The 16619-nt window shown below is 62.7% G+C and carries 16 protein-coding genes and 1 other RNA gene; 8 read left to right on the top strand and 9 right to left on the bottom strand.

Annotated features, from left to right (window positions below):
* Positions 1 to 130: 130 nt before the first annotated feature.
* From hflC to QWJ46_RS29345, 4 genes are all read right to left on the bottom strand, one after another.
* Entirely contained in the window at positions 131 to 1090 is a 960-nt protein-coding gene (hflC, locus tag QWJ46_RS29360; RefSeq protein WP_184459981.1) for a protease modulator HflC, read from the bottom strand.
* A 5-nt stretch (positions 1091 to 1095) separates the two neighbouring features.
* Positions 1096 to 2184, bottom strand: a complete 1089-nt coding sequence (gene hflK / locus QWJ46_RS29355) for an FtsH protease activity modulator HflK (RefSeq protein WP_184459982.1) — start codon at positions 2182 to 2184, stop codon at positions 1096 to 1098.
* A 149-nt stretch (positions 2185 to 2333) separates the two neighbouring features.
* Complete coding sequence (locus QWJ46_RS29350; RefSeq protein ID WP_302755938.1) at positions 2334 to 2852, bottom strand: dihydrofolate reductase; 519 nt, start codon at positions 2850 to 2852, stop codon at positions 2334 to 2336.
* Between the two features lie 13 nt (positions 2853 to 2865).
* Positions 2866 to 3660 carry a thymidylate synthase gene (locus tag QWJ46_RS29345; protein WP_302755935.1) on the bottom strand — a complete coding sequence of 265 codons (795 nt, stop codon included), beginning with the start codon at positions 3658 to 3660 and terminating at the stop codon, positions 2866 to 2868.
* A gap of 111 nt (positions 3661 to 3771) precedes the next feature.
* Between QWJ46_RS29345 and ssrA the strand changes: the two genes are divergently transcribed.
* From ssrA to QWJ46_RS29325, 4 genes are all read left to right on the top strand, one after another.
* Positions 3772 to 4134: a transfer-messenger RNA gene (ssrA, locus tag QWJ46_RS29340) on the top strand.
* A gap of 126 nt (positions 4135 to 4260) precedes the next feature.
* Positions 4261 to 4776, top strand: coding sequence for an SspB family protein (locus tag QWJ46_RS29335; protein ID WP_064803733.1), 516 nt, complete (start codon positions 4261 to 4263; stop codon positions 4774 to 4776).
* Between the two features lie 50 nt (positions 4777 to 4826).
* Positions 4827 to 5021, top strand: coding sequence for a DUF4169 family protein (locus QWJ46_RS29330; protein WP_011652756.1), 195 nt, complete (start codon positions 4827 to 4829; stop codon positions 5019 to 5021).
* A gap of 103 nt (positions 5022 to 5124) precedes the next feature.
* On the top strand, positions 5125 to 5349 hold the full coding sequence (locus QWJ46_RS29325) for a ribbon-helix-helix domain-containing protein (protein WP_183701857.1): 225 nt from the start codon (positions 5125 to 5127) through the stop codon (positions 5347 to 5349).
* Between the two features lie 58 nt (positions 5350 to 5407).
* Here QWJ46_RS29325 and QWJ46_RS29320 read toward each other — a convergent pair whose 3' ends face one another.
* From QWJ46_RS29320 to QWJ46_RS29310, 3 genes are all read right to left on the bottom strand, one after another.
* Positions 5408 to 9118 carry an AsmA-like C-terminal region-containing protein gene (locus tag QWJ46_RS29320; RefSeq protein ID WP_302755914.1) on the bottom strand — a complete coding sequence of 1237 codons (3711 nt, stop codon included), beginning with the start codon at positions 9116 to 9118 and terminating at the stop codon, positions 5408 to 5410.
* Between the two features lie 113 nt (positions 9119 to 9231).
* Positions 9232 to 10644: an FAD-binding oxidoreductase gene (locus QWJ46_RS29315; protein ID WP_302755912.1), complete on the bottom strand. Its 1413-nt coding sequence runs from the start codon at positions 10642 to 10644 to the stop codon at positions 9232 to 9234.
* A 262-nt stretch (positions 10645 to 10906) separates the two neighbouring features.
* The gene (locus QWJ46_RS29310) at positions 10907 to 11941 is read right to left on the bottom strand and encodes an aldo/keto reductase (RefSeq protein ID WP_302755909.1); all 1035 of its coding nucleotides are present in this window, start codon (positions 11939 to 11941) and stop codon (positions 10907 to 10909) included.
* Positions 11942 to 12032: 91 nt separating this feature from the next.
* On the opposite strand from QWJ46_RS29310, the gene QWJ46_RS29305 reads away from it, so the two are divergent.
* Together QWJ46_RS29305 and QWJ46_RS29300 are read left to right on the top strand one after the other, a co-directional pair.
* On the top strand, positions 12033 to 12935 hold the full coding sequence (locus QWJ46_RS29305; RefSeq protein WP_302755907.1) for a LysR family transcriptional regulator: 903 nt from the start codon (positions 12033 to 12035) through the stop codon (positions 12933 to 12935).
* 212 nt (positions 12936 to 13147) lie between these two features.
* Positions 13148 to 14242 (top strand): AbrB family transcriptional regulator, encoded by a 1095-nt coding sequence (locus QWJ46_RS29300; RefSeq protein WP_302755905.1) that lies wholly within the window; start codon positions 13148 to 13150, stop codon positions 14240 to 14242.
* Here the strand turns inward: QWJ46_RS29300 and QWJ46_RS29295 are convergent.
* Positions 14202 to 15116 carry an AraC family transcriptional regulator gene (locus QWJ46_RS29295; protein WP_302755902.1) on the bottom strand — a complete coding sequence of 305 codons (915 nt, stop codon included), beginning with the start codon at positions 15114 to 15116 and terminating at the stop codon, positions 14202 to 14204. The two genes, QWJ46_RS29300 and QWJ46_RS29295, sit on opposite strands and share 41 nt — an antisense overlap.
* Positions 15117 to 15148: 32 nt before the next feature.
* On the opposite strand from QWJ46_RS29295, the gene QWJ46_RS29290 reads away from it, so the two are divergent.
* Entirely contained in the window at positions 15149 to 15556 is a 408-nt protein-coding gene (locus tag QWJ46_RS29290; RefSeq protein WP_184459991.1) for a DUF2000 family protein, read from the top strand.
* A 70-nt stretch (positions 15557 to 15626) separates the two neighbouring features.
* On the opposite strand, the gene QWJ46_RS29285 is transcribed toward QWJ46_RS29290, so the two are convergent.
* Positions 15627 to 16292 (bottom strand): OmpA family protein, encoded by a 666-nt coding sequence (locus QWJ46_RS29285; protein WP_064694663.1) that lies wholly within the window; start codon positions 16290 to 16292, stop codon positions 15627 to 15629.
* Between the two features lie 74 nt (positions 16293 to 16366).
* Here QWJ46_RS29285 and QWJ46_RS29280 point away from each other — a divergent pair.
* A partial coding sequence (locus QWJ46_RS29280; protein WP_302755897.1) for a hypothetical protein occupies positions 16367 to 16619 on the top strand: 253 nt, incomplete at its 3' end.

Raw genomic sequence — 16619 nt, 5'->3', positions numbered from 1 at the left:
CACCTTTTCGCGAAATCCCCGTGCAATCCGATGGACCGTCACGAAAGTCCGGCCTTGGCTCTTGAAGCCGAAAAGGGCCGGCGCTGGGCCGACCCTTTCTCGATCTTGCCGGGAAACAGATCCCGTGTTTTCAGTTCGCCGGCTGGCCTGGCGCCGCCGGAGCGGTTGCTCCGGGCATTGCGGGAACCGACGTAGACGGGCTGGCCGGCGCGGCGCCGGCAGCCTTATTGAAATAGCGGAAGAATTCCGAATCCGGCGACAGGACCAGCGTTGTGTCCTGCGATGAAAGCGCTGCCGAATAGGCTGCCATCGAGCGATAGAACTCGAAAAAACCGGGGTCTCTTGAGAATGCATCGGCGAAGACGCGGTTGCGTTCGGCATCGCCCTGGCCACGCAGGATCTCGGAGTCGCGCTGTGCGCCGGCAGTCAGCTCGACGACCTGGCGGTCGGCAACGGCGCGGCGGCGCTGACCTTCCTCGTTGCCCTGCGCGCGCAGAAGCTCAGCTTCCGCCAGTCGCTCGGCCCGCATGCGGTTATAGGTGCGCTCGGAAACATCCTGCGTCAGGTCGGTCCGGCTGATGCGCACGTCGTCGAGCGTGATGCCGAGCGTCTCCGCATCGGCTTGCAGCTCGTTGCGCACCTCGAGCATCATCGCCACGCGCTCTCGGGAGAGAGCGGCCTCGATGCTGCGCACGCCGTAGACCCTGCGCAAGGCGGAATCGAGGCGCGTGCGAAGCCGCGCTTCCGCCGCCTCCCTGTCGCCCGACACCGTTTCGCGGAAACGGCGCGCGTCGTTGATGCGGTAGATGAGGAAGGCATTTACCTCATAGAAGGCGCCGCCGGAAACCTGGACGCGTATATTGTCGAGGTCGAAGCGCAGCTCCTGCTTCGGCACGTATTGCACCCTGTCGGCATCGGCAAAGGCGAAAGGCAGCTTGAAATAGATGCCGGGGTCAGTCTTGACCGACTGGATTTCACCAAAGCGAACGACGATAGCCTGTTCGCGGGCGGTCACGACGAAGACCGAGGAATAGACCCCGACCAACACGACCGCCAGGAGGATTAGAACTACGGGAAGTCTGTTCGACATGGGTCTCAGCCTCCCTGTTGCTGCTGTTGCTGCGTCGGCCTGTTTATCTCGTTGAGAGGCAGATAGGGCACGGCGCCGGCCTTTTGGTCGATGATCACTTTCTTGGAACCCTTCAGCACCTGTTCCATGGTTTCCAGGAACAGCCGCTCCCGCGTCACGTCAGGAGCCTTGGAATATTCGTCGTAGATCGAAACGAAGCGTTGCGCTTCACCTTCAGCCTCCTTGACGATCCGGTCCTTATAGGCCGCTGCTGCTTCGCGGATGCGGGCCGCGTCACCGCGGGCCTGGCCGAGCTTCTGGTTGGCGTATTGGTTCGCCTCCTCCACGAGGCGCTGCTTGTCCTGATCGGCACGCTGCACTTCTTCGAAGGCATCGGCCACGTCACGCGGCGGTGCGACGTCCTCGATGGTCACGCGGTTGATCGCAATGCCGGCGCCGTAGCGATCCATCGTATCCTGGATGATGTTGCGTACTTCGGTTTCGATCGGTCCGCGATTGTCACGGAAGGCATCCTGTGCCGGGCGCCGGCCGACGATTTCGCGCATGGCGCTTTCGGAAACCTGCTGCAGCGTTTCAGCTGGATTTTCGAGACGGAAAAGATAGGATTTCGGGTCGTTGACCGTGTAGAGCACGGAGAACTGCACGTTGACGATGTTCTGGTCGCCGGAAAGCATCAGTCCAGCCGTCGAATTGCTGTTGTTGCGTCCGCCGATATTCTGCTGCTGCTCCGTCACCTTCACGATCTCGACCGCGTCCATCGGCCAGATGCGGAAATGCAGGCCGGGCATGGAAATTTCCTCTCTCGGTTTGCCGAAGCGCAGCTGGACGGCGCGTTCGTCCGGCTGGACGGTGTAGACGCACTGAATCAGCCAGAAAACGGCGACGATCGCCACCACGATCGCGGCCACGCCGCCATTGAAACCGCCGGGAACGATATTGCGCAGCTGATCCTGGCCGCGCCGGATGATGTCTTCCAGATCGGGCGGTCCGCCCTTGCCGCCACGCGGGCGGTTCGGCCCCTGGCCCCATGGTCCCTGATTGTTACCGCCGCCGCCCCAAGGGCCGCCGCCGCCATTCTGATTGCTCCAGGGCATCAAAACCTCGTTATTCGTTAAGTCTTCCCCGCATCCGGGACCGTGGGGGCTGACCGGTGGATGCGTTGGTGACCGTTATAGGTATCACCGCACCGGCTTTCAACGCAGCGTGAGAAACTTGGTCAATTTAATTGGAAAATAGTTCGTTTTCAGGCGCGACGGCGTTCGTAGACGACGTAGCGCGTGGCATAGCTGTCCCTCTCGCCGGCCGGCACGGCGAGCGTCTCCCCCACCTGCCAGATGGCGGGATCGATCGCCGGAAACGCCGCATCCCCTTCGAGGTCGGCTTCGACATGCGTGACGCACATCCGGTCGGCAAGGCCGATCGCCTGGGCATAGACTTGTCCGCCGCCGATAATGCAGATCTCGCCGGCGCCGGTTTCGCGTGCCAGCCTTTCGGCGAGCGTCAAGGCCTCGGGCAGCGAATGGGCCATGTTGACATCGGCATGATCGATCGCCGTCTGCCTCGAGATGACGACGTTCGGCCGCCCCGGCAGCGGCTTGCCGATCGACTCATAGGTCTTGCGGCCCATCACCACGGGCTTGCCCAGCGTCAGCGCCTTGAAACGCTTGAGATCGCTCGAAAGCCGCCAAGGCATGTCGCCATCGCGGCCGATGATGCCGTTGCGGGAAACGGCGACGATGATCGTCTTCAGGATGTCGGCCATGAATCCCCCCGGATCAGACGGCGATCGGCGCCTTGATATTGGCATCCGCCTCATAGCCGATCAGCTCGAAATCCTCGAACTTGAACCCGAAGATATCCTTCACATCGGGGTTGATGCGCATGAAAGGCAGCGGCCTTGGCCGGCGCGTCAGCTGCAGCTTCGCCTGATCGAAATGATTGTGATAGAGATGCGCGTCGCCGAACGTGTGGACGAAATCGCCGGGCTTCAGCCCCGTCACCTGAGCCACCATCATCGTCAAAAGCGCATAGGAAGCGATATTGAAGGGCACGCCGAGGAAGATATCGGCGGAGCGCTGATACAGATGGCAGGAGAGCTTGCCGTCGGCCACGTAGAACTGGAACAGGCAATGGCAGGGCGGCAGCGCCATCTGGTCCACTTCGGCCGGATTCCAGGCCGAGACGATGTGGCGGCGTGAATTCGGATTGTTGACGATGCCTTTGACGAGATTGGCGATCTGGTCGATATGGCCGCCGTCAGGCGCCGGCCAGGAGCGCCACTGAGCGCCGTAGACCGGGCCGAGATCGCCGTTCTCGTCGGCCCATTCATCCCAGATCGAGACGCCGTTCTCCTTGAGATAGCGGATATTCGTTTCGCCCTTCAGGAACCACAAAAGCTCGTGGATGATCGAGCGCAGATGCAGCTTCTTCGTCGTCAGGACGGGAAAGCCTTCCTCGAGATCGAAGCGCATCTGATAGCCGAAGACCGAGCGCGTGCCGGTGCCGGTGCGGTCGCCCCGGTCGGAGCCTTTTTCCATCACATGGGCGAGGAGATCGAGATATTGCTGCATGTCGCGCTGATTCCATTTTCTCCAATTTATGCCGTCGGCTTGAAGAAACCAATCGCAGGCGGATATTTTCCCGTTCTTTCTGCCGCCCGACATAACGCTTTTATGACGTTTGCCCTTTTCTTGGGCGAAGGAAATCATTATATCAGCGTTGCCGGCTCTCGGGCCGGCTATGGCAATAAATGAGCGGTGTAATAAACCTATTGGACCCGGGGGCGGTACCCGGCGCCTCCACCAAAAACCGGCGGGATCGAAGGCCGGCTTTTGATGGGGGCGAAATAGGATCGACAAGGGTGTAAAGATCGACTTTTTGCTCGGCATTGTACCGCCGTTATCGGGCTAAAATTGTAGTTGCAAACGACAACTATGCGGAAGCTCGTCTCGCTGCTTAATCGCGGTGTGACACTTCAATCAAAGTCCTAGTGGTTCGCACCTCTAGGCGGGGTCCGAAGGCACCTGGCAACAGAAGCCTTCACCTTCTCCCTCACACTGAAATCATGTATGCTGATCTACGCGTGACTCGGCTCCGGACTTTCCCAAGGCGCCTGAACGTGCCATATACCTTGTGAAAAGACTTCAGAACCGACGAAAGACAGGTAAAGCATGGGGCAGGATCATATCCGCTACGACATTCTGGCGCAGGATGCACTTCGCGGCGTCATCCGCAAGGTTTTGGCGGAGGTAGCAACGACGGGCCGTCTGCCCGGCGACCACCACTTCTTCATCACCTTCCTGACCGGTGCCGCGGGCGTGCGCATCTCCCAGCACCTGAAGTCCAAATATCCTGAGCAGATGACCATCGTCATCCAGCATCAGTTCTGGGATCTCAAGATCACCGAGACGCATTTCGAAATCGGCCTCTCCTTCTCCGACGTTCCGGAGAAGCTGGTCATACCCTTCAATGCGATCCGCGGCTTCTACGATCCCTCCGTCAATTTCGAGCTCGAATTCGACGTGCCGCTTGCCGACGGCGAAGAGCTGCCGTCCGGTGAGATCACCGCCTATCCCGTTGACGCGGCAGGAAAGCCCGATGAAGCCGCCGGCGCAAAACCGGCCGACGGCGAAGAGAAGAAGCCGGGCTCCGTCGTCTCGCTCGACTCCTTCCGCAAGAAGCAGTGATTTCAAAGGGAGGCCGAGCCTCCCTTTTTCATAAGGATCAAGTCTCGCGCATGAGCGCCGAAATCATCAATCTGCGTCAGTTCCGCAAGAAGCAGGCCCGCTCCGAAAAGGAAAAGCAGGCCGAGCAGAACCGCATTTCCTTCGGCCGCACCAAGACCGAAAAGCAGCTCACCCGCAGCCTGAACGAGAAGGCCGACAAGGCTCACCGCGACGGCCGGATCGAGACGGATGACGACGGCGCATGAGGCTTCACGCAAAGCTTGAAGAGCCGGAAACGAATCGGCGATCAGCCACTTGCGCGATTTTCTTGAATCGATCCTCCAAGCCGACTGCGATGTGATCCGGCTGATGATCCGCAAGCACTCGGCGACACTGCATGGCCATCGCACCAGCTTTTCGCTGGAAGATGAATTCTGGGCTGAGCTGAAGACGATTGCGGCAAGCCGTTCGATGTCGCTTGCCGCCCTGATTTCCGAGATCGACGACCACCGCCCGCCGGACAGCAACCTGTCCTCGGCGCTGCGGCTCCATGTGCTTTCGTGGGCGAAGGCCGGCTGTGGCGGCCGGCCGTGACGCCGGGAATTCAAATAAAAACCTGAAACATCTCAGGCGACGCAAACCCTGCGCGTCTTCATTGCGCCTGAATGCCCGGCAAATGGTCGAAATCGAGCTGACCGGGCTGCATCTGCCCGGAGCGCCGGGCCGCTTCTGCCTCGGCGGCCGCCCTCGCCTGCGCATCAGCCTTGGCTTTTGCCTCCGCTGCACGTGCGGCCTCCGCCTCGGCAGCGGCCTTCTGCGCAGCCGCCTCCTGCGCCAGTCTTCGCAGCCGCTCTTCCTCCGCCTGCCGTTGCCGTTCGATTTCTGCCGCTCTGGCGCGCTCGGCGTCATTGAAACGATAGAGCGCCACCTCGCGGCGCAGCCGCTGCTTTTCGAGCACGATCGCCTGCAGCCGCTCGACGCGCCGCCGCTCGCGCTCAAAAGCACGCAGCGACAGGTAGCTGGTGATATCGGTCACGTCCATCGTCTTGCCGGGTGACGGCAGCATGCCGGAAAAGTTCAGCCTCAGCGCCGGCTCGACACCCGGAAGCGCCTCCGCGCCTGGATTGAGGCCGATGCCGACCGTCGCGCTGATCCGCTCCTCCGGCAAGGCGATCTGTGCGTCGGCGGTAACCCGGGCCAGATCGTTGGCCACGGTCACATTCTGCACCCTGAGCGTTCCGTCGGTGACGTTGAAGGGAATTCCGAGCGGCGGCAGCTTCGCCTCGCCGTTGTTGAGCAACGTCTCGACGATCGGATGCACCTTGCCGGCATTGATCTGTTCCTGCATCGGGTCGGTGGCGGCAAGCAGCGGCGGAAGGATGGCAAGGTTCAGTCCGCGTATGCTCGTATCGCCGAGTCTCAGCTCTCCCGAACCATTGAGCGAGCTGGCGATCTCGCCAACCGTCTTGCCCGAGGCCTCCATCGACAGCGACAATCCGAACTTGCCGTTGGCAATCGGCGCCCCGTCACGCAGCCAGATGACCCCGGCAAGATCGGAATCGGCAAGCGTCAGCTTCGTCTGCAGGAAACCGGTGCCGTCGGCATTGGTGAAGAGAAGATTGCCGGAGAGCTTGCCGCCATCCCAGTTGCCGGCCATGTCGTTGAGCTGCAACTCGTCGCCCTTATAGGCGACGTAGCTGGTGAAATCGGATACTGCCGTTTCCGGCAGGCCGGGCCAGAATTCCTTGGCCGACAGCCTCACCTTGACGTCGAGATCCTTGAAGGTGGGCAGGCCCAGCGGCGCCTTCGACAGCGTGCCGTTGGCGGGATCGACGATCTGGCCGAACACCGCCTCGCCGAGCCAGCCGGCATCTGCCTTGGCGAGTGTCAACTCGCCGCTCGCCGTCGTCTTCGCAGCCTTGCGGTCGAAGGTCAGCGCACCGGAAAACGCGTTGTCGGCCGCATGTCCCTTGAGATCGGACAAGACGATCTTGTCGCTATCGACGGCGGCATTGACCTGCAGGCCGAGCGGCAGCCCTGTTCCGGTCTGCGGCAGGGCAATACCGTTCATGATGAGATAGGGGTCGATATCGGCGCTGTCGAGCGACAGCGCGATCTGACCGTTCATGAAGCTCTCCGGCCGCACGTCAACCTTGCCCTTCGCGGTAAACGAGGTCCGGTCGGTCGCAAAGGTCAGCGCCGCATCGGCAGGATCGTTGCCCGACGCCTTTACCTTGAGCGTCAGGCGGCCATTCGCGCCGACATCGACCGGCAGCGGGTCGAGCCCGGCCTGACCGAACAGGATCGACGGCACGGCGTTTTCGAGCGTCGCCTCGAGGCTCGTCGTACCGTTGCCGGTCAGCGCCAGGAGATCGGACATTCGGTAATCGAGGTTGACCCGGCTTCCGTTCGAGACGCCGGCCAGCGTCACCGTCAGCGCATCGCCTTCGTCGCCACCGAGCGTCAGCGCGCCGCGCAACGCCGTATTGCCGTACCAGCCGGCGTTGCGTACCAGTCGGTCGAGCACGGGGTGGTGCGGAAGATGCTCGCGCAGCATGGTAAAGAAGCCGCCGGGATCGGCCGATTTGAAGGTGATCTCGCCCGCCCCCTTATAGTCGAGCAGCGAGCCTTCGGCCCGGCCGGTCGCCGTCAGCTCGGCGCCCGCGACATTCTTGACTGACAGCCGGTCGACCGCAAGCGCCCCGTCGGCGATCGTGAAGGTGGTCTCGACATTCTCGGCATCAACCCCGAAGGCGGTGAACCTGTCGGCCTTGAGCTGTGCGGCGATCTTATGATCGAGGACATTGTCACTGCTCTCCTGCCCGGTCGCGAGCCCGGCCAGCGCCTGCAGCGCGTCAAGATCGAGCGTGTCGCCATTCAGCGCCACCGACAGGGTCGGCGTCTGGCCGGAGATCGCCTGCCGCTCCAGCCGGCCCTTCAGCGTCGCCGATCCGACGGCGATTTCGAGATTTTCGAAACGCTGCAATTCATGAGTGAGGCTGACATTGGCGGAAAAACCCGCCTGCCGCAATTGGCGGATGGCCGGGTCGACCGAGCCGGCCAGCCATGAGGCTAGCCCCGTTGGCTGGTTCGAGGCCATCACAATCTGGCCGTTGAACGAGGGTTCTCCCTGAAGCAGGAGCTTGCCCTTGCCTTCCACTTGCGTGCGCCCCGGCAGCGTGCCGACGGCGCTGTCGATCATCCAGCCGGTACCGGCCGGCTCCAGCTCCAGTTGCACATCGCGCAGCGTCGTGTCGCCGGCGACGATGGCCGGCAGCTTGACGCTTGCCTTGCCCGGCACCTGCGGGATCGGCACCTGAGCGACGATATCGATCAGAGAATTCAACCGTTGGCGCGCCGAAACCGCGGCATCCCGCGTCGTCTTGCCGGCCGCGCCCTGATTGCCGATGCGGTTCACGTCTATCTGCTGGCCGTCGGCGGTCAACAGGAACTCCGGCGCGTTGCCGGTATCCAGTGTCGCCTCCCCGGTTATCACATAGGGATCGTCCGTCGGACCGATCTCCATCCGGTATTCGGGAATGCGGATACGCTCGTTGGTAAGCTCGAAGCGGCCCTTGAGCCTCGGCGGCTGTTCGTTCTTGTTGGCGGACCTGGCGCTGTTGCCACTTTCGATCGCCGCCGAAAGCTGCCCCTGATAATTCGGCTTGCGGTCGACCAGCTTCAGTTCGCCGTCGAGATCGATACTGACCGGATGTTTATCCGGCGACAGCTTCGTGCGCATGCGCAGCACGCCCTTCTCGTCGGGCTGGCTGCTCGATATCGAGAAATTGCCGTGCTCGCCGTCGAGGGCCGCATCGCCCTCGACACGCCAGGGGCCGGCGAGCGATTTGGCCGACATCTCTGCATTCAGGCCGGTGATGCGGCGCGCCCGGCCCGACTGGTCGTCGAGGAAGTCGACTTCGCCACCGCTGACATGCACATTTTCGAGAACGACTGTTTTGGCCGGTATTTCGGCGCGGCTGCCGCGCATCCAGTCGAGTGTGCCGTCCTTGAGCAATCTGAGGCGCACCTTCGGATTGACGACGCGCATATCGAAGATCAGCGCCTCGCCCGACAGGAAAGGCGCAAGCTCGGCATCCATGGAAAATTGTTCGACCTTGACGATCGGCGTGCCGTCAGCCTCCTGACCGACACGCACGTCATGCAGCGTGACCGACGGAAACGGCAACAGACGGGCATCCACCGTGCCGTGGACGGTGACTTTCTTGCCGATGATGCGGCTTGCCTGATCCTCGAAGTTCTTGCGGAAATCGGTCCAGTCGATGAACAGCGGCGCAAGCAGCGCCACAAACAGCACTACGACGATCACTCCCCCCAGAAAGACGAGGAACCGGCCTACCAATGCAAGGATTCTCCATTCGGGATTGTATTGCCGACAATGCTCAGGGTTCTGTTGTCGACACTAGCGCTATTCATGCGATGGGCAAGGCCCAAGTTCATGAGAATATTCCGTTTTCAGCCTTGGTGGAAAATCTTGCCGGGATTGAAGATGCCGTCCGGATCGAGCGCCTGCTTCACCTGTCGCATCAGATCCACCGAGCCTCCGAGCTCCTGCTCCAGAAAGGCCATCTTGCCTTGCCCGATCCCGTGCTCGCCGGTGCATGTTCCGTCCATATCGAGTGCCCGGCGGTTGAGCCGCTCAACGAAGCTTTCGGCCCTGGCTATGTCGCCGGCGCTTTTGTCGTCGAACAACAGCAGCACATGGAAATTCCCGTCGCCGGCGTGGCCGACGATAGGGCCGAGCAGCCCATGTTCCTCGATATCCGCCTGCGTTTCGGAAACGCAATCGGCAAGCCTCGATATCGGAACACAAACATCGGTCGAAAGTGCGGCAAGCCCCGGCGCCAGCGCCCTCGCGGAAAAGTAGGCGTTATGACGCGCCTTCCAGAGCTTCGTCCGCTCCTCGGCATTGGCGGTCCAAAGGAACTCGCCCCCGCCGCATTCGGCCGCGATCTCAGCGAAGGCTGCCGATTGCAGCGGCACGGTCTCGTCGGTGCCGTGAAATTCGAGGAAAAGCGTCGGGCTTTCTGTATAAGACAGACCGGAATAGGCATTGCACGCTCGCATCTGCACAGCATCGAGCAGCTCGATACGCGCCACCGGAATGCCCATCTGGATCGTCATGATGACGGCATCGCAAGCCGCCTTGATGCTCGGAAAGGCGCAGACGCCGCCGGCAATCTTCTGCGGGATCGCCTGCAGGCGCAGCGTCACCGAGGTCAATATGCCGAGCGTGCCCTCGGCGCCGACAAAGAGCCGCGTCAGGTCATAGCCGGCCGAAGACTTGCGGGCGCGCCGCGCCGTGCGGATCTCCTCACCATTGGCGGTGACTGCCGTGACGGCAAGAACATTGTCCTTCATCGTGCCGTAGCGCACGGCATTGGTGCCGGAGGCCCGCGTCGACGCCATGCCGCCGATCGAGGCATTGGCGCCGGGATCGATTGGGAAGAACAGGCCGGTATCACGCAGGTGGACGTTCAGCGCCTCGCGGGTGATACCGGGTTCGACCGTGCAGTCGAGATCCTCCGGATTGACCTCAAGCACCCGGTTCATGCGGCTGAAATCGATCGAAATACCGCCGCTTACGGCATTGACCTGACCTTCCAGCGAGGAGCCGGTGCCGAAACCGATCACCGGCACCTTGTGCGCCGCACAGGCCCTGACCGCCATCTTCACGTCATCGGCGTTTTCGGCAAAGAGAACGCCATCGGGCAGTTGCGACGGGATATAGGTCGTCGTATGCGCATGCTGTTCACGGAAGGACTGGCCGGTCTGGAAGCGCTCGCCGAAGCTCTGTTTGAGAATACCGAGCACAGCGGATATCCCCGCCTCGTTGCGTGTTCCAGCCTTTGCGTCCTTCAGCGCCATCCCTTTGATCTCCCTGCCATTCAGCGTAGACGAGACCGCGTCCCGCAGACTACTGCGCCGCACGTCCGTTCAGACGTACATGGACGCTGTAGAACTTTAAAATTGCTGCATAATTTCGTCTTACATCGATTCCGATTTAAGGTGATATGCAGCAGGCTGGGTATGGGGCAAGTCAAAGCGGCTGTCCAGTTAAGATTGGGAAAAGTTTCACTCCCCTTTTGTTGTAGACCAGAGGCCATGGACAGGCCGGCCCGCGGCCGCCTCAGATGATCGGTGGATTGAGGCGCGCAAAGCCCTGCTGCCGTCGATAAGGGAAATAAGGATAAGGCGCCGTCACCGCGCTGACCGCGTCGAGCCTTTCGATCTGATCCTTCGACAGGCGCCAGTCGGCCGCGGCAAGGTTCTGCCTGAGCTGATCCTCGTTGCGGGCGCCAATGATGACGCTCGATACCGTCGGCCGGCCGAGCAGCCAGTTTATCGCGATCTGCGGCACAGTCTTGCCGGTCTCCGCTGCGATCGAATCCAGCACCTCGATGATATCGAACAGCCTCTCATCGTCGACAGGTGGGCCGTATTGGGCTGTCTCGTGCAGGCGGCTTGCGGCCGGCAGCGGCTCACCGCGGCGGATCTTGCCGGTGAGCCGCCCCCAGGCGAGCGGGCTCCAGACGAGAGCGCCGACGCCCTGGTCGGCGCCGAGTGGCATCAGCTCCCATTCATAGTCGCGCCCCGCCAGCGAATAATAGACCTGATGGGCGACATACCGCGGATAGCCCCAGCGCTCGACCGCCGCGAGCGACTTCATCAGCTCCCAGCCGGCAAAATTCGAGACGCCAACATAACGGATCTTGCCTGCGGCGACGAGGCCGTCGAGCGTCGATAGCACCTCCTCGACCGGGGTCGAGGCATCGAAGGCGTGAAGCTGCAAGAGGTCGATATAATCGGTGCCGAGCCGGCGCAGCGCATCCTCGGTTGCGCGGATCAGCCGCGCCCGCGAGGTGCCCCAGTCCTGCGGCCCCTCGCCCATCGGCAGCGCGGTCTTGGTCGAAATCAGCACGGCATCCCGCCGGCCGCGGATCGCCTGGCCGAGCACCTCTTCGGACGCACCGGCCGAATAGACATCGGCCGTGTCGAAGAGATTGACGCCGGCTTCAAGGCAGATGTCGACGAGCCGCCGCGCCTCTTCGGCATCGGTATTGCCCCAGGCGCCGAACAGCGGGCCGCTGCCGCCGAACGTACCCGCGCCGAAGCTCAAAACCGGCACTCTGAGGCCGGATGCGCCGAGATTTCGATATTCCATGATCTGTCTCCTGTGTTTCCTCTGAGATAGACGCGGCCATCCTGTTGATATAGATTGCCTGACAGAACATCATCTGTGACTTGAATTCATCATGAGCCGTCAGGACATCAACCGCTCCGGCGAAATGGAAGTCTTCGTCAATGTCGTCGAGCGCGGCGGTTTTTCCGCAGCCGCCACGGCGCGACGCATGACGCCATCGGCCGTCAGCAAGCTCGTCGCCCGGCTGGAGGCGCGCCTCGGCGCCCGCCTCGTCAACCGCTCGACCCGAAAGCTGCAACTGACGCCGGAGGGCTGCGCCTTCTATGAGCGCAGCATCGCCATCCTTACCGATATCGCCGAGGCCGAACGCCAGGCTTCATCAGGCGAACAGGCCTCAGGCCGCATCCGCGTCAACACCAGCGGCTCCTTCGGCAATCATCTGCTGGCGCCGCTCGTGCCCGCCTTCATGGCGCTTCATCCCGCTGTCACGCTCGATATCACCCACACCGACAGGGTGGTCGATCTGATGGAAGAGCGCGCCGACGTTGCGGTCCGCACCGGCCCCTTGAAGAACTCCAGCCTGATCGCCCGCAAGCTAGGCGCCACCGGCAAGCTCATCGTCGCTTCGCCCGATTATCTCAGGCGTCATGGCGAACCGCACAGCATCGCCGATCTCAGCCGCCATTGCCGCATCGGCTTTTCCTACGTCCGCGCCGTCGAGGGCTGGCCGCTGCGCGAGGACGACGAAACGGTGACGGTGCCGATCACGCCGGGCGTGCAGGTTGGAGATGGCGAAGCCATGCGCCATCTGGCGCTTGTCGGCGCCGGCCTTGCGCGGCTGGCCGCCTTCACCGTGCGCGCCGATATCGAAGCCGGCCGGCTGGTGCCGGTGCTGGAAGCGGCCAATCCCGGCGATATCGAGGAATTCTATGCCGTCTATATGGGCCAGGGCGGACCGCTGCCGGCGCGCGTGCGCGCCCTGCTCGATTTCCTCGTCGAGCATGTTCGACTCTGATGAGATAACAAAGACTTGAGGGCGGCGGCTTGAATCAAATTCGCATGCTGCGTCGCCGGAAGCCAGATTTCGCAATTGACCGCCCTCGCAGCCCCCGCCTATACCGAGGCCGCGCCGACCGGCCCTTGAGCCGGCCTCTCTTCGTCATGCCGGAGCTTCCTCCCACCTTCACCCTTAGGACTTGGCACCGGCCGGGAAGCATACGGGGATTCATGCCACTCAGCCACGCACGCCGCCTGATTCGGGATGCCGGCCTGCCGAAATGGGCGCTGCTGCTCACGCTTTCCACGGCCCTCACCGTCTTTCTCGAACTCTTCGCCCTGCCCGCCTCGCTGCTGATCGGACCGATGGTTGCCGCCATCGTGCTGGCGCTGACCGTCGGCAAGGGAAAGCTTCGCGTGCCGCTTCAGCCGCTGCAGTTCGGTCAGGTCCTCGTTGGCCTGATGATGGCGCGCACCATCACCCCTGATATTCTCGGCGCCATGGCGAAGGACGCGCCGCTCTTCCTGCTCTTCGTCTTCTCGGTCATCGCCATCGCCACCGGTCTCGGCTGGCTCCTGACGCGTTGGCAGGTGCTGCCGGGAACCACCGCCGTCTGGGGCTCGTCGCCAGGTGCGGCCTCCGCCATGGTCATCATGTCGGAAGCCTATGGCGCCGATGCCCGCCTCGTCGCCTTCATGCAATATCTGCGCGTCGTCTTCGTCGCCGTCGGCGCTTCGGTGATCTCGCGCCTCTGGGTGGCGACCGACGGCGGCGAGCCGCCGCCGCTCGTCCTCTTCCCCGCAGTCGACTGGCCGGCCTTTGCGGCGACCATCACCTTTGCTGGCTTTTGCGCCTATGGCGTGCGCCTCCTGCGCATCCAGGGCGGCATGATCATCGTGCCGCTCTTTCTCGGTGCCTTCCTGCAAGGCATCGGCATCCTGAAGATCGAGCTGCCGATGTGGCTGCTTGCCATCGCCTATGCGCTCGTCGGCTGGAGCATCGGCCTGCGCTTCACCCGTTCGATCATCAGCCATGTGGCGCGCGCCCTGCCGCGGGTCGCCGCCTGCATCGCGCTGCTGATGGCGCTCTGCGGCTGCATGGCGGCGGCACTTCATGTCTTCGCCGGCATCGATCCGCTGACGGCTTATCTCGCCACCAGCCCCGGCGGCGCCGATTCCGTCGCCATCATCGCTGCCTCAAGCGATGTCGACGTCCCCTTCGTGATGGCGATGCAGACCGGCCGTTTCCTGGTCATTCTGCTGATCGGGCCGGCGCTTGCCCGCTTTATCGCGCGCCGTTCCGGCCTTGCGGAAAACCCCGTCTGAGGCTGGCCCATTGGCCGGGCGTGATGCCGTAGGCCTTCTTGAAATGGCGATTGAAATGCGCTTGGTCGGCAAAACCCGTCGCAGCCGCCACATCGGCGAAACCTTCGCCCGCGCCCATCAGCGCCTTCGCCTGCTGCAGGCGCCGCATCAGCATGTAGCGGTGGGGGCTGGTGGCAAGGGCCGTCCGAAAATGCCGTGACAGCGTGAAGCGGTCGAGGCCGGTTATCTTCTCCAGTTCGCCCGAGCGCACGGGCCTCAGCGCATGCGCCTCCAGATAATCGCGCGCTGCCCGCACCTGCCGCCAGGCGACCGCGCCCAGTGGCCGGCGGCGCACCTGCGAATGTCGCGACAAGCCGCCGGCGACGCGGCTGACGAAATCGTCGACGAAAAGCTCGTCCAGCTCCCGATCGAGTTCGCCGAGCGCGCCCAGCAGCACCTCAGCCAAGGCCCCGTCGCCGATGACCGGCTCCTCGACGAAGGGAAGCCCGATCTTCTCCGCCTCCAGGCATTCCATCAGCAACGAAGGCTCCAGGTAGAGCATGCGGTAATGCAGGCCGGCCTCGGTCGCCGCCCCGCCGTCGTGCTCCTCGTCCGGATGCAAAACGATCACCTGCCCCGGCAGGCTGAAGCGTCGCTCGCCGCGATAGGTGAAGGTCTGGACGCCGTGCAGCGTCACCCCGAGCGCATAAGTATCGTGCCGGTGCGGCTCGAAGACATTGCCGGAAAACTGCGCCTCGATCCGCTCGATGCCGGGAAAGGCGGGCGCCGTCAGGATACCGCTGGCGGCGGGCGCGGCCAGCATGCCGCTGCCCCGCTGCGGCTCGCACAAACGTTCAAGACCCTCGAAGACCTGCGGCGTTAAATCCTGGCTCAACGCGTTTCGATACCCTGATGAGAGAGACTGGAATGTTTGATACCAAAATTGCGATCGTCCTGCGAAACAATCTTGCCGGCTGGCAGAAGCTGAACGTCACAGCCTTCCTGTCGACAGGCATCGCCGGGCAACATCCTGAAATCATCGGCGAGCCCTACAAGGACCGCGCCGGCAATCTCTACAACCCGCTATCGATCCAGCCGATCATCGTGCTGTCCGCCGACGAAGCGACAATCTCGACCATCCATCGCCGCGCACTGGAGCGCGAGGTAACCTCCTCCATCTTCATCGAGGAGATGTTTGCTACCGGCCATGATGCCGCCAACCGCGCCGTCTTCGCCGAATATGCCCCCGACGACGCCAAGGTCGTCGGCATCGCGCTGCGCGCCGACAAGAAGGTCGTCGATAAGATCACCAAGGGCGCGACGATGCAGCATTGATGCAATCGGCAGAAGCGAAGAAGGCCGGGCGATGACCCGGCCTTCTGTCGTCTGAAAGAGAGTGCCTGCATCAGCCCTGGGTGATCGGCGCGATCTGGATTTCGACGCGGCGGTTCTGGGCGCGGCCCGCCTCGGAGGCGTTGGAGGCGACGGGCTGGGAGGGGCCGAAGCCGACAGCGGAGACGCGGCGCTGGTCGATGCCCTGGCCGCCGAGATAATCGGCAACCGACAGCGCGCGGCGCTGCGACAGGTCCTGGTTATGTTGCAGGCTGCCGGTCGAATCCGTATGGCCGTTGACGTCGATCAGCGTGCGGTTGAACTTGCGCAGCACGATCGCCACCGAATTCAGCGTCGGATAGAAGCCCGGCTTGACCGCATCCTGGTCGACGTCGAAGGTGATGTTCGAGGGCATGTTGAGGATGATGTTGTCGCCCTGACGGGTGACGGAGATGCCGGTGCCTTCGAGCTGGGCGCGAAGCTCGGCTTCCTGCTGGTCCATGTAGTTGCCGATCGCGCCGCCGGCCAGCGCGCCGATGCCGGCGCCGATCAGCGCTGCGTTGCGCTTGCCGTGCCCGCCGCCGCCGACGGCCACGCCGACGAGGGCGCCGCCGAGCGCACCGAGCGCCGCACCACCCGCCGTATTGGAAACCTTCTGCTCACCCGTATAGGGATCGGTCGTCGTACAGGCGCTGAGATAGCTTGCTGCGACAGCCAGAAGTATGAATTTCTTGATCATGGACAGGACAGTCTCCGTTCAAAACTGATGCGAGCAAATGGCAAGGATTACGGCAAGAAAATGAAGATGTTCTCTTGATAGGCGAATTTCAGGCGCCGAAACAGCAGCCATGTTGCAGCAATGCGCTGATATCACCAGTTTTTAGCAACAGGCAGGCCGCTGGGCTGCATCTGATATCACCGCATGGAACGCCGGTGGCCGGCCCGTCCTTCGAGGCCCTGCGGGGCACCTCAGCAACCGTGTTGTTGCGGTTCGCTCCATGGGGTTCGTCTTTTGAGAATAGTGTTGATCATGATGATGAATTTCCGCATGGCGGCGACGAGGGCG

Source organism: Rhizobium sp. CBN3 (assembly GCF_030518245.1).
Taxonomy (GTDB): domain Bacteria; phylum Pseudomonadota; class Alphaproteobacteria; order Rhizobiales; family Rhizobiaceae; genus Rhizobium; species Rhizobium aethiopicum_A.
The sequence above is the reverse complement of the archived record's forward strand: the minus strand, read 5'-3'. Positions and strand labels throughout refer to the sequence as shown.